The sequence below is a fragment of the Streptomyces sp. NBC_00433 genome (assembly GCA_036015235.1).
Classification (GTDB): Bacteria; Actinomycetota; Actinomycetes; order Streptomycetales; family Streptomycetaceae; genus Actinacidiphila.
Window position 1 is genome coordinate 4,492,365 of sequence record CP107926.1, and the last position, 13,044, is coordinate 4,505,408.

Sequence of the window (13,044 nt, forward strand, 5' to 3'; positions counted from 1 at the left end):
CCCTAGGGGATGAACACCGGGCCGAGTCCGTGCAGGGCCTGGACGGTGTAGGCGCCCTCGACCATGGCCTCGACCTCGAAGCCGAAGCGGTGGGTGGGCGGGTAGCCGATCAGGTCCGCCGCCCGGTTGGGCGGCATGTCGGCGGTCCTGTCGGCCTCCCACAGCATCACCGCACCCCAGCGGTCGCCGTCCCGGTCGGCCATCCAGAACTTCAGCCGCAGCCCCTCGACTTCCGCCCACTGCTCGGCGGTGCCGTCCCGCAGGTGCTCGCGCAGCGAGTCGACCGTCGCGTCCGACGCCGCCAGGTCCCACCACGCGATGTCAACGCGCATGGCGCAGCGCCCCCCTGACGGTCTCGGCCACGATGCGCGGACCGCCGACGGTGAGCACCGACTCGGCGTGGAATTGCAGGGACGCGAAGTGCGGGCCGCGCAGGGCGTGCACCTCGCGGGTGCGCGGGTCGCGGCTCACCTCCACGGTGCCGACGCCCTCGACGTGGCGCCGGTCCTCGGCGGCGCGGGCGGCGAAGGTGTTGTAGAAGCCGACCCTCTCGCGGCTGCCGAACAGCTCGATCTCCCGCTGCACCCCCTGGTTGGGGACGGTGCGGCGGGTCAGGTCCAGGCCCAGCCGCCGGCTGAGCACCTGGTGGCTCAGGCACACCGCGACGAAGGGGCGGCGCTCGGCGAGCAGGGTGTCGACCGCGGTGCGCAGGCCGCGGATCTTCCGGTCCTCGTCCGAGCGCGGATCGCCCGGCCCGGGGCCCATCACCACCAGGTCGTAGCCGTCGAAGGCCGCCTCGATCTCGTCGTAGCGGCGGATCATCACCTGCATCCCCAGGGTGGTCAGCTGCAGACCCAGCATCGCGGTGAAGGAGTCCTCGGCGTCGACCACCAGGGTCTTCAGCCCGGCCAGCTCCTCGGAAGGCCGGTCCGCGCGGCGGGAGTCGGGGTCCCTGAGCCAGAAGTCGCCGATGTCGGCGTTGCGGTGGCGCAGGGTCGACACCACGTCGGGGTGCCGGGCGAAGCGCGGCACCTCGTCGGCCTCCAGCGCGGCCAGCAGCCCGGCGACCTTGGTACGGGTCTCGGCCGCCTCGGCGTGCGGGTCCGAGTGCCGTACGAGGGTGGCGCCGGCGCCGATCCGCACCCGGCCCCCGGCGTCGATGTCGGCGGTGCGGATGAGGATGGCGGAGTCCAGGGTGCGCGCGCCGCCCGCGTCCGTGCCGATCAGCGCGGCCACCCCGCTGTAGTAGCCGCGGCCGCCCGGCTCGTAGCGGCTGATCACCCTCGCCGCGCTCTCCACCGGGCTGCCGGTCACGGTGGGGGCGAACATCGTCTCGCGCAGCACGTCCCGCACGTCGCGGTCGGAGCGGCCCTCGACGAAGTATTCGGTGTGGGCCAGCCGCGACATCTCCCGCAGGTGGGGCCCGGTGATGCGGCCGCCGTGCTCGCAGATCCTGGCCATCATCTTGAGTTCCTCGTCGAGCACCATGTACAGCTCGTCGGTCTCCTTGCGGTCGGCGAGGAAGTCCCTGACGCCCGCCAGGCTGGGGCCGTCGGGCGGGTAGCGGTAGGTGCCGCTGATCGGGTTCATCACCGCCGTGCCGCCGCTGAGCGAGACATGCCGCTCCGGGCTGGCGCCCACGAAGGTGCGCCCCCCGGTGTGGATGGCGAAGGTCCAGTAGGCGCCCTGCTCGCGGGTCAGCAGCTGGCGGAAGAAGGACAGCGCGTTGCGCGGCGAGTAGTCGGCGATGTCGACCAGCAGGGAGCGCTTGACGACGAAGTTGGCGCCCTCGCCGGTGCCGATCTCCTCCGCGACGATCCGGCGGACGACGTCGGCGTACTCCTCGTCCCCGACGTCGAAGCGGCGGTTGCCCAGTCGCGTGGGCGTCCGCGGGATCCTGGCGACCACCTCGGACAGCGGCACCCGCTGCTGCCCGGTGACGGTCATGGCCAGCAGCTCCTCCCCGTCGTCCGGTGCGGCGAAGCCCCTTTCCGCGAGCTGCCGGTAGGGCACGAGGACCAGCACCTCGTGCCGGGGCGGGGCGGGGTGTGCGGGCCCGTCGCCCAGCGGGATGCCGGCCAGCGTCGCGTAGGGGGAGACGTCGCCGACCAGGACGTCCACGACGCCGGCCGCGCCGGGCCGGTGGATGAGGGCGAAGGACTCCGGCTCCAGGGCCAGGATCCGGCCGAGCAGGTCGCCGTCGGGCGGGGTGGCCGGAGTGTTCATCAGGTGAGGACCTCTTCGGTGAGCACGACCACGGCGCAGTTGCGCGCGACGTAGTCGAGGGCGAGCCGGTGGTCGGACGCTGAGAAGTCGGCGACCGCGTCGGCGACGACGAAGGTCTCGATGTCGCGGGTGAAGGCCTCAAGGGCGGTGGCCTGGACGCCGATGTGGGCGTAGACGCCGCACAGGACGAGCTGGTCGCGCCCGGCGGCCCGCATGCGCGCCAGCAGGTCGGAGCGGAAGAAGGCGCTGTAGCGCCACTTGGTCAGCAGCCAGTCGCCGTCCTCGGGCGCCAGCTCGGGCACCACGGCGCGGTCGGCGGCTTCGGTGCGCATGCCCGGTCCCCAGAAGTCCGAGATCAGGCCGCGGTCCCGGGCGGACATCCGGCCGGGCTGCGCCGTGTACGCGATCGGCATTCCGGCGGCGGAGCAGCGCTTTCGCAGGCTCGCGGCATGCCGGACGACGTCGGAGCACAGGGGTTCCGGGATGCCGCGCAGGAAATAGCGCTGCATGTCGTGGATGAGCAGGACCGCGCGTTCGGGATCGGCGGTCCAGTGGGCGACGTTCTCGGGGAGATCCGCGGCCGTGGGCAGCGGATAGGCACTGATGGAGGGTAAGCCGGTCATCGGTGGGCTCTTTCGCCGTGAACAGGGAGAAGGACCTCGCCAGCCGCTCGCGCAGCCTAACGACGGCCCGTTCGCAGCGTCCAGGCGGCCATGCCGCAGCGGGCCGAGGAAATGGCGGGAAGCAGGCGTACTTGACATGTCGGCGTGCAGAGTATTCGGACCGTCACCTGCAAATTCATCGAGTGATGACACCGCATTTCCCGCAACGGTCGGCGACGCACTTTGGCCGAAAGTCAAAAGCGGCCTGATCGTGCCGGTGGCCGGTTCCCGCACGGTCTTGACACCGGGGACCCGCCTCGGCTCCACTGTGGGAAACCCGGATTGCGAGGCGTGATGGCTGAATTCGCCGAGGATATCGAGTTACGGCGCCGGCACCGTGCGGTGGTCGAGGACTATCTGAGCAGGCAGGGCGAGAATCGGCTCACCCGCTACCTGCTGTTCACCGAGGACGGCAGTGCCGGTTTGTATACGGGTGACACCGTCGAGCCGATCGTGTCGCGCGGGCACGAGAAGCTCAAGGCGCACGGCGAGTGGTCGCTGCGGATGTTTCCCGACTGGGTCTGGTACAACATTGAAGTATTCGAGACCCAGGATCCGAACCGATTCTGGGCGGAATGCGACGGCGAGGGCGGCATTCATTACCCGTCGTATCCGCCTGGGCTGTACAGGAATCACTTCATTCACTCGTTCGACCTCGCCGACGGCAGGATCGTGACGCAGCGCGAGTTCATGAACCCTTTCAATCAGCTGCGGGCGCTGGGCATCGAGATTCCGGTCATCAACCGGGGCGGCATCCCCACCTGAGGGAGAGCCGGTCCGCCAGGAGGCTCCGCAGTGAAGATCGACCTGAAAGCCGCGCAGGAGGCAGTCGAGCTGATCACCGGCGGCTGGCGCGCGCAATGCCTGCACACCGCGCTCAAGCTGGGGATACCCGACCACCTCGCGGCCGGCCTGACCACCGACGCCCAGCTCGCCGAGGCCACCGGGGCCCGCCAGGAGGGTGTGCACCGCCTGATGCGGCTGCTGGTCGCGATGGGCGTCTTCGACGGCGACGGGCAGGCCGGCTACCGCAACACGGCGGTGAGCGGCGTGCTGCTCGACGAGCCCGACTCGCTGCGGAACATGTGCCTCCTCTACGGCGAGGAGTTCTACACCGCGTGGGGCCACGCACACGAGGCCATCAGCACGGGCACCGCGGGATTCCAGCTCGCCTACGGCGAGCCGCTCTACCGCTACCTGAGCCACGAGGACGACGTGAACGAGCGGTTCCAGCTCGCCATGAAGGCCGGCAACCTCTTCTTCGACTACGTCCCCGAGGTCGTCGACTTCACCGGCAGGACCTTCGCCGACATCGGCGGCGGCATCGGCCAGCTCACCGCCGCGATCCTGGCCGCCGTGCCCGACGCCCGCGGCACCCTGCTCGACCGCGAGCACGTGGTGCCGGTCGCGGCGGAGAACCTCGCCGCCTCGGTGGGCCTGGACCGCGTCGAGCTGGTCGGCGGGGACATGTTCGAGGCGGTGCCGCAGGGCAAGGACGTCTACCTGCTGTGCCGGGTGCTCGCGGGGTGGAGCGACGACGCGGTCGTCGGCCTCTTCGAGAACTGCCGCAGGGCCATGGCCGGCTCCTCCTCGCGGCTGGTCATCCTGGAGCGGGTCGTCGTGGACGAGGACTCCACGGTGCTGCCCGCCCTGTGGGACCTGCACCTGCTGATGACCAACGGCGGGCGGCACCGCACCCTGGCGACCTTCACCGCGCTGCTCGACCGGGCCGGCCTCGACGTGGAGCGCGTCGCCGAACTGCCCGCGGAGACCACCGCGCTGATCGCCGCGGCCCGGTGAGTCTGGACGCCGTCGGCCGCACCGCCCTGGTCACCGCCGCGATGCGGGCCGCCGAGACCGCCAGGGCCGACGCGATCCACCGCGACCCCTACGCCGGCGCCCTCGCGGGCGACCTCGGTCCCGCGCTGCTGGCCGAGCTGCTGGCCGCGACGCCGGGCGGCTCCGGGGGGTCCGGCGGCTCCGGCAGGCGGGCCGTCAACGCCATCCGCACCCGCTTCTTCGACCACTGCCTGCGCGCCGCCGTGCGGGAGCCCGGCATGCGCCAGGTCGTGGTCGCCGGCGCGGGCATGGACTCCCGCGCCTACCGCATGGCCTGGCCCGACGGCGTCCGCTACTTCGAGGTCGACCGGCCGCCCGTCCTGGACTACAAGCGGCAGCGGCTGGCCGCCGAGCAGCCGAAGGCCGACCGCCGCACGGTCCCGGTGGACCTCGCCTCGCCGTCCTGGCCGGACGCCCTGACCGACGCCGGCTACCGGCCCGACCGGCCGTCGGCCTGGCTGCTCGAAGGCCTGCTCTTCTACCTCCCCGAGACCGGCGTGCACCGGGTGCTCGACCAGGTCGCCGGGTTGTCCGCCCCCGGCAGCCGGATCGCCGCCGACCTGGTGAACGCGGCCGCGCTGACCATGCCGCGGCAGCGCGCGCTGCTCGACGTCTTCGCGGGCTGGGGGTGCCCGTGGCTCTTCGGCTGCGACGAGCCCGAGGAGCTGTTCGAGCGGCACGGCTTCAAGGCCGCTGTGACGCAGCCCGGCGAGCCGGGCGCCGACTTCGGCCGCTGGCCCGACCCGGTCCCGCCGCGGGACCAGGCGGGCGACGTCTACCGGGTCTTCCTCGTCACGGGCCGGCGGCACGGCTGACCGCGGCCGCGGGCGGGCGCGGCCGCACGGTTCGGCCGAACGCGCCCGCGAGCCGGGGGCTCGGGCCGGGTGTCGCGCTGGATACTCGGGGCAACGAGGCGGCACGTGGGCAACCCGGCGGAAGACGTACGGAGAAGCACGATGACGGGGCGACAGCGGTCCGGGGGCGGCACCGGCGAACCTGACCGGGACCCCGACCGGACCGCGGCCGGGGAGCCCGGTGGCGGCGTGGTGGTCGACTGCGCCGTCTACGCGGACGGGCTGCGCCGGGGCACACTGCCGCCGCACGACGCCCTGGAGGCGGCCCGCGCGCGGGACGGCGGCTTCGTGTGGATCGGGCTGCACGAGCCGGGCCCCGAGGACCTGGAGGAGGTCGCCGACGTCTTCGGCCTGCACCCGCTGGCCGTCGAGGACGCCGTGCACGCGCACCAGCGGCCCAAGCTGGAGCAGTACGGCGACACCCTCTTCATGGTGCTCAAGACCATCGTCTTCGTGGAGCACCAGGAGCTGACCGCCACCAGCGAGGTGGTCGACACCGGGGAGATCATGATCTTCCTCGGGGCGGATTTCGTCGTCGTCGTCCGGCACGGCAGCGCCCCCGGCCTCACCCACGTGCGCCGCGCCCTGGAGGACCGGCCGGACATGCTCGCGCAAGGCCCCGCCGTGGTCCTGCACGCCATCGCCGACCGGGTCGTGGACGACTACCTCGACGTCGCCGACGCCGTCGAACTCGACGTGGAGCAGCTGGAGGCCGACATGTTCTCCGCCCGCCGCGCCGACGACGCGGGACGCATCTACCAGCTCAAACGCGAGCTGCTGGAATTCAAGCGGGCCGTGCTCCCCCTCACCCGGCCGCTGCAGCGGCTCGCCGAGCAGCAGCTGCCCGCCATCCCGGCGCCGGTGGGCAAATACTTCGCCGACGTCTCCGACCACCTCACCCAGGTCCGCGAGCGCCTCACCACGGCCGGCGAACTCATCGACGGCCTGCTCGCCGCCAACCTCGCCCGGGTCGGCGTGCAGCAGAACACCGACATGCGGCGGATCAGCGCCGTCGCCGCCATCCTGGCGATCCCCACCCTGATCGCCGCCATCTACGGCATGAACTTCGAGCACATGCCCGAGCTGCACTGGGTCTTCGGCTATCCGCTGATGCTCTCCGTCACCACGGCCATCTCCTACACCGTCTACCGCGCCTTCCGCCGCAACGGCTGGCTCTGAGGTCCCCTGGACGCCGAGGGCTCAGGGCGGGCGCGGTGAAGCCGCCCTGAAGCCGCGCTGAAACCGGCCGCCCGCACGCTCTGCGGCATGACGACACCGACCACACCGACCACACCGACGACACCCCCCGCCCGGGAACTCGCCATCGCGGCCACCGGGCTGCGCAAGGCCTACGGCGACAAGACCGTCCTCGACGGCATCGACCTGGCCGTGCCGGCCGGCACGGTCTTCTCGCTGCTCGGCCCCAACGGCGCAGGCAAGACCACCGCCGTCCAGATCCTCACCACCCTCATCGGCGCCGACGCGGGCGAGCTGCGCGTCGGCGGCCACGACCTGGCCACCGCGCCGGACGCCGTGCGGGCCACGATCGGCGTCACCGGGCAGTTCTCGGCGGTGGACAACCTGATCACCGGCGAGGAGAACATGCTCCTCATGGCGGACCTGCACCACCTGGGCCGCCGCGAGGGCCGCCGGGTCACCGCCGAGCTGCTGGAGCGCTTCGACCTCGCCGAGGCGGCGCGCAAGCCCGCCTCCACCTACTCCGGCGGCATGCGGCGGCGGCTCGACATCGCCATGACGCTGGTGGGCGAGCCGCGCGTGATCTTCCTCGACGAGCCGACCACCGGGCTCGACCCGCGCAGCCGCCACACCATGTGGGGCATCATCCGCGAGCTGGTGGCCGGCGGCGTCACCGTCTTCCTCACCACGCAGTACCTGGACGAGGCCGACGAGCTGGCCGACCGGATCGCGGTGCTGCACGGCGGCAGGATCGTCGCCCAGGGCACGGCCGAGGAGCTGAAGCGGCTCGTGCCCGGCGGCCACGTGCGGCTGCGGTTCACCGACCCGGCGGCCTACGAGTCCGCCGCCGCCGCGCTGCGCGACGCCGTACGCGACGACGGCGCCCTGTCCCTGCAGATCCCCAGCAACGGCAGCCAGCGCGAGCTGCGCGCCGTACTCGACTGGCTCGACGCGGCCGAGGTCGAGGCCGACGAGCTGACCGTGCACACCCCGGACCTGGACGACGTCTTCTTCGCCCTCACCGGCAGCGCCACCGCCGAGAGCACCGCCCCCGCCGCCCGTACCGCCGCCGACGACACCGCCGACAGCACCGCCGCCGCCAAGGAGACCGTCCGATGAGCCCGTCCCTGTCCCTCACCGTCCGCGACTCGTCCACGATGCTGCGGCGCAACCTGCTGCACGCCCGCCGCTACCCGTCGCTGACCCTCCAGCTGCTGCTCACCCCGGTCGTGCTGCTGCTGATCTTCGTCTTCGTCTTCGGCGACGTGATGAGCGCCGGCCTCGGCGGGCACGCCGACCGGTCGGCGTACATCGCCTACGTGGTGCCCGGGATCCTGATGATGACCATCGGCGGCGCCTCGCTCGGCACCGCGGTGTCGGTGTGCACCGACATGACGGAGGGCATCATCGCCCGCTTCCGCACCATGGCGATCTCGCGCGGCTCGGTGCTCTTCGGGCACGTCGCCGGCGGGGTGCTCCAGGTGATGATCAGCGTGGTGCTCGTCGTCGGCGTCGCGCTGGCCATCGGGTTCCGCACGGACGCCACCCCGCTGGAGTGGCTCGCGGCCGTCGGCCTGACGGCGCTGGTCGGCCTGGCGCTGACCTGGCTCGCGGTCGGCATCGGCCTGTCCTCGCCGAATGCCGAGGGCGCCAGCAACACCGGGCTGCCGCTGATGGTGCTGCCGCTGCTGGGCAGCGCCTTCGTCCCCGTCGACTCGATGCCGGGCTGGTTCCGCTGGTTCGCCGAATACCAGCCCTTCTCGCCCTTCATCGAGACCCTGCGCGGCCTGCTGCTCGGCGACGCGATCGGCGGGAACGGCTGGCTGGCGCTCGGTTGGGCCGTCGCGATCACCGTCCTCGGCTGGATGTGGTCGACGTCGCTCTTCAACCGCGACCCGTCGAGCCGATGAGGCCGAGCGCCACCGCGGGCAGCTCCGAACGTCTCAGGGCGGCATATTCCGACACCGCGTCGGCATATGCCGCCCTGTCGGCCTCCTCCGCGGCCTCCCGCGTATGGGCCGAGGACATCGTCGGCTGGAAGTCCCGCGCCACACCGAGGCGTTCGGACAGCGCCACCAGCCGTACGGCCGAGGTGTCGCCCGCGGCCAGCCGCGCCATGCCGAGCGCCAGCAATGCCGTGCCGCACGCCGGGAATTCGGCGGGCGGCGCGGGCACCTCTCCGCCCGGGGTCGCGGCGGTGAACAACTCCGGCAGCCGCCGCCGCAGTTGGTCGACCAGCTCCGCGACCGGCTCCAGCCGGCGGTGCTGCGCGTGGGCGATCACCGCCACCGCCCGGATCTGCAGCGCCCACGGCCCGATGTACGGATCGCCGTAGGGGTCTCCGTAGGGGTCGCTGTACGCGTCGGCGCCCGGCGGCAGCGGCCGCCCCGAGCCCAGCCGCTCGACCGCGTCGCGCCACAGCCGCAGCCCTGTCTCGGTGAGGCCGCGGGCCAGCGCGATCTCCGCCCGCGCTCCGCCGTCGGTGCTGAAGACGCCGGCCTGCTCCGCGGTCCTGTCGCTCTCGGCCAGCGCCAGCCAGTGCTCGGCCTCGCCGACCTCGCCGCGCTGCAGGCAGGCCAGGGCCAGGGCGCTGCGGATGCTCATCGAGTCCGAGCGGTCGCCGAGCAGTTCGAGCGCCGCCATGGCCGCCAGCAGGTGGCGGTAGGCGTCCTCACCCTGCGCGGTGCGCAGGCACAGCTCGCTGATCCGGGCGTGGCTGAGCATCCGCATCGACGGGTGCCGCAGCGGCTCCAGGCACACCAGCATCCGGCGGGCGGACTCCAGCGCCGCGTCGATGTCGTACTCGTACTCCCACACGTAGCTGGCGACGCACTCGGCGATGCCCGCGAGCAGCGGCTCGCGGCTCGCGCACAGCTCCCGCAGGGCCGCGTAGTGCGGCGGGCGGATCTCCGGGAAGGCGCACAGCACCAGCGACAGGGCCCTGACCATGGTGTCCGGCGGCGCGGGCGGCAGCCGCCGCAGGGTCACCAGCGCGCGCAGAGCCCGCGGCCCCAGGCCCATGAAGAGGCTCGCCGTACAGACGACGGAGACGGTCCTGGTCACCTCGACATAGGCGGGGCCCGGACGGTAGTGCGACAGCGGGTGGCCGGTGTCGGCGGCGAGGTTGACCAGCCGGGCGTAACTGGAGCCGGTGGACCAGATGGTGGCGAGCACCGCGGCCACCGCGGCGGTGGCGTCGTCGTCGCCGCGGGCCAGCGCGTGCCGCAGGGCCACGACGAGGTTGTCCTGCTCGGCGCGGACCCGGCCCCAGGAGGACAGCGGGTCGGTACGGAAGAGCACGTCGTGGTTGGCGCACCCGAAGTCCCGCGCCCAGTGGAGGAACCGGCCGGTGACCGCCTCCTGCTCGCCGGACGCGGCGAGTCTGGCCGCGCTGAATTCCCGCACGCTCTCCAGCATCCGGAAGCGCAGGCCCGCCTCGGTCTCCACGGCGGTGACCAGCGACTGGTCCGCGAGCTGTTCGAGCAGCGGCAGCCCGTCGAGCCCGTCGGCCAGCACGTGGTCCGCGGCGTCGGCGGTGAATCCGCCGGGGAAGACCGACAGCGTACGAAGGGCCGCCTGGCCGTCCGGCGCCAGCAGATTCCAGCTCCACTCCACCACGGCGTGCAGGGTGCGGTGCCGCTCCGGCACGTCGCGGACACCGCCGCTCAGCAGCGAGAAGCGGTCCTGGAGGCGGCGGGCGATCTCCGGCACGGACAGCACCCGCACCCGGGCCGCCGCCAGCTCCACCGCCAGCGGCAGCCCGTCCAGATGGCGGCACAGCTCCGCCACCGCCCGCTCGGGCAGCTCAAGTCCGGGCCGCGCGGCCCGCGCCCGCTGCACGAACAGCTCCACCGACGTCGCCTCGCTCAGCGCCGGAAGCTGGTGGACGGCCTCCGAGGTCAGGCCCAGCGGGGCCCTGCTGGTCGCCAGCACCCGCAGGTCCTTCGACAGCGACACCAGTTCCCGTACGAGCGCGGCGACGCCGCCGACGACCTGCTCGCAGTTGTCCAGCACCAGCAGCGCGGGACCCGGCCCGAGGCTCGCGGCGATGCCCGCGGCCGTGCCCGCGGCGCCCGCGCCGATGGCCGAGGCCACCTCGCCCACCACGTCCTCGTCGGCCAGGACGCCCGCGAGGGCCACGAAGTGCACCACCCGCTGGGTGGCCTCGCGGCTGACGGCATGCGCCAGCCGCGTCTTGCCGAGCCCGCCGGGCCCGACGACGGACACCACCCGGGAGGAGGCCAGCAGCCCCGCCACCGCGGCGACATCGGCGTCTCGCCCCACCAGCGGATTCGGATCGTGCAGCACCCCGTGCCGCACCACCGGCGCGGTGCCGCTCAGCAGTTCCCTGTGCACCGCCTTGAGCCCGGCCCCCGGGTCGGTCCCCAACTCGTCGCGCAGTGCCCGGCGGTAGGTGTCGTAGCGCGTCAACGCGGCCGCGGGGCCCGCCGTCCGCGCCTCGCAGCGCAGCAGCTCCGCCAGCACCTCCTCGTCCCTGGGGTGTTCGTCGGCGATCCCGGCCAGCAGCGCGGCGGCCTCGTCCCGCCGCCCCGTCCGCGCCAGCGCGAGCGCCCGCACCCGCCCGAGCGACCGGTGCGCCGCGGCCCGCTCCCTCCGCAGGGCCACCACCGGATCGTCCAGGTCCTCGTCGGCCGCGGCCCCCACCCCGCCGTCCCACAGGGCCAGCCCGGCCTCGGCCTCGGCCAGCGCCGCCGCGTGGTCCCCCGCCCGGTGCCGCTCCGCGGCCCCCGCCTCGCGCAGCAGCAGCGCGGAGCTGTCCACCTGCTCCTCGTCCAGCGCCAGCCGGTAGCCGGTCGGGGTCGTCACCACCAGGTCGGCCCCCAGCTGGGACCTGACCCTGGCGACCAGCACCTGGACGGCCTTCCCCGGCCGGTCCGGCAAGTCGTCGGCCCACAGCCCCTCGACGAGCCGCCCGGTGCTGCACCCGGTCCGCAAGTCCCCCGCGAGCAGCGCGAGCAGACCCCTCAGCCGCGGCGCGGTGATCTCCCGCCCGCGGTATCCCACGCCCGACAACAAGGTCAGCTCGGTGCTCATCCCCGCAGATTAGCGAGGGCGGCACCCGTCCCGACCGGCGCGGTGGCCTCGGGTTCCGGTTCCGCGGGCGCCGCCGCGCCGGGCGCCCCGGCGACGAGCGCGCAGGTGCGTACGGGCGGGAGGCGGCGCCCGGCCCCGCGCAAGCCGATCCGCGCCGACCGGCCCCGGGCGCGCGGCACTTCACCGCGCGTCCGGCTGCCCTGCGGGTGGGGGCGGACGCGGTCGCCGGGCGAGTCCCACCGGGCACAGGCGCACCTTGGCCCTTTTTTTCACGCGTCTTGTGCGAGACGAAAGTTTCCTTCACTCTGGGCGTGGACGACGACGCCCACACCCCACCCGCACCATTCTTCCCCTCCGGAGGATCTCGTGTTTGATTGGCATGTCCCGGCCAAGAAGTGGGGCCTGGTCGCCTGCGCGGCGCTCGCCTGCGCCGCCCTGGGCGCCACCGCCGTACCGGCCGCCGCCGCCACGCCCACCGCCGCCACGAACCACATCACGCACCCCGAACTGGACTGGGCCGGCTCGCAGATCGCCCTGCACCAGCCCGCGTCCGGCGGGCGGCTGACGGTGACGCCCAACGTCGCGGGCACACCGGGCCTCGACGTCAGCGGCTACCAGGGGAACGTCAACTGGGCCTCCGTCGCGGCCAACGGCGGCCGCTTCGCCTACGTCAAGGCCACCGAGTCCACGTCCTACGTGAACCCGTACTTCACCCAGCAGTACAACGGGTCGTACAACGCGGGCCTCATCCGCGGCGCCTACCACTTCGCGACGCCCGACACCTCCTCGGGCGCCGCCCAGGCCGACTACTTCCTCGCGCACGGCGGCGGCTGGTCGAAGGACGGCAGGACGCTGCCCGGGATGCTCGACATCGAGTGGAATCCTTACGGCGCCACCTGCTACGGCCTGTCCGCGTCCTCGATGGTCAACTGGATCCTGTCGTTCAGCAACGAATACCACGCCAGGACCACCCGCTGGGTGACCATCTACACCGCGACGAGCTGGTGGAGCCAGTGCACCGGCAATACCGGCGACTTCTCCTCCACCAACCCGCTGGCGCTGGCCAACTACAACGGCAGTCCGGGCACGATGCCCTACCACTGGCCCTACCAGACGATCTGGCAGTACGCCGACAGCGGCGTCTTCCCCGGCGACCAGGACGCCTTCAACGGCGACTTCAGCCGCGTCCAGGCGCTCGCCAACGGCTGAGC

General features: G+C 73.0%; 11 protein-coding genes. 7 read left to right on the forward strand and 4 right to left on the reverse strand.

The window, feature by feature from the left end; translation table 11 throughout:
• Positions 1-2: 2 nt before the first annotated feature.
• Genes OG900_19015 through OG900_19025 form a run of 3 tightly spaced genes read right to left on the reverse strand, consistent with a single transcriptional unit; the run spans position 3 to position 2,849 of the window.
• Positions 3-332: a hypothetical protein gene (locus tag OG900_19015; GenBank protein WUH91996.1), complete on the reverse strand. Its 330-nt coding sequence runs from the start codon at positions 330-332 to the stop codon at positions 3-5.
• The gene (locus OG900_19020; protein ID WUH91997.1) at positions 322-2,226 is read right to left on the reverse strand and encodes an anthranilate synthase family protein; all 1,905 of its coding nucleotides are present in this window, start codon (positions 2,224-2,226) and stop codon (positions 322-324) included. The genes OG900_19015 and OG900_19020 overlap by 11 nt, the downstream gene beginning before the upstream one ends.
• Positions 2,226-2,849, reverse strand: coding sequence for an isochorismatase family protein (locus OG900_19025; GenBank protein ID WUH91998.1), 624 nt, complete (start codon positions 2,847-2,849; stop codon positions 2,226-2,228). The genes OG900_19020 and OG900_19025 overlap by 1 nt, the downstream gene beginning before the upstream one ends.
• A gap of 333 nt (positions 2,850-3,182) precedes the next feature.
• Between OG900_19025 and OG900_19030 the strand changes: the two genes are divergently transcribed.
• The 6 genes from OG900_19030 (at position 3,183) to OG900_19055 (ending at position 8,688) form a co-directional block, all read left to right on the forward strand.
• Positions 3,183-3,653: a phenazine biosynthesis protein gene (locus OG900_19030; protein WUH91999.1), complete on the forward strand. Its 471-nt coding sequence runs from the start codon at positions 3,183-3,185 to the stop codon at positions 3,651-3,653.
• Between the two features lie 30 nt (positions 3,654-3,683).
• On the forward strand, positions 3,684-4,688 hold the full coding sequence (locus OG900_19035) for an acetylserotonin O-methyltransferase (GenBank protein ID WUH92000.1): 1,005 nt from the start codon (positions 3,684-3,686) through the stop codon (positions 4,686-4,688).
• Positions 4,685-5,542: an SAM-dependent methyltransferase gene (locus OG900_19040; protein ID WUH92001.1), complete on the forward strand. Its 858-nt coding sequence runs from the start codon at positions 4,685-4,687 to the stop codon at positions 5,540-5,542. The genes OG900_19035 and OG900_19040 overlap by 4 nt, the downstream gene beginning before the upstream one ends.
• A gap of 141 nt (positions 5,543-5,683) precedes the next feature.
• Positions 5,684-6,760, forward strand: coding sequence for a magnesium/cobalt transporter CorA (gene corA, locus OG900_19045; GenBank protein WUH92002.1), 1,077 nt, complete (start codon positions 5,684-5,686; stop codon positions 6,758-6,760).
• 87 nt (positions 6,761-6,847) lie between these two features.
• Complete coding sequence (locus OG900_19050; GenBank protein ID WUH92003.1) at positions 6,848-7,897, forward strand: ATP-binding cassette domain-containing protein; 1,050 nt, start codon at positions 6,848-6,850, stop codon at positions 7,895-7,897.
• Positions 7,894-8,688, forward strand: coding sequence for an ABC transporter permease (locus OG900_19055; GenBank protein WUH92004.1), 795 nt, complete (start codon positions 7,894-7,896; stop codon positions 8,686-8,688). Before OG900_19050 ends, OG900_19055 begins: the two co-directional genes overlap by 4 nt.
• Here the strand turns inward: OG900_19055 and OG900_19060 are convergent.
• Positions 8,663-11,833: an AfsR/SARP family transcriptional regulator gene (locus OG900_19060; protein ID WUH92005.1), complete on the reverse strand. Its 3,171-nt coding sequence runs from the start codon at positions 11,831-11,833 to the stop codon at positions 8,663-8,665. The two genes, OG900_19055 and OG900_19060, sit on opposite strands and share 26 nt — an antisense overlap.
• A 435-nt stretch (positions 11,834-12,268) precedes the next feature.
• Here OG900_19060 and OG900_19065 point away from each other — a divergent pair, with 435 nt between their 5' ends.
• The gene (locus OG900_19065; GenBank protein ID WUH95827.1) at positions 12,269-13,042 is read left to right on the forward strand and encodes a lysozyme; all 774 of its coding nucleotides are present in this window, start codon (positions 12,269-12,271) and stop codon (positions 13,040-13,042) included.
• Positions 13,043-13,044 lie beyond the last annotated feature (2 nt).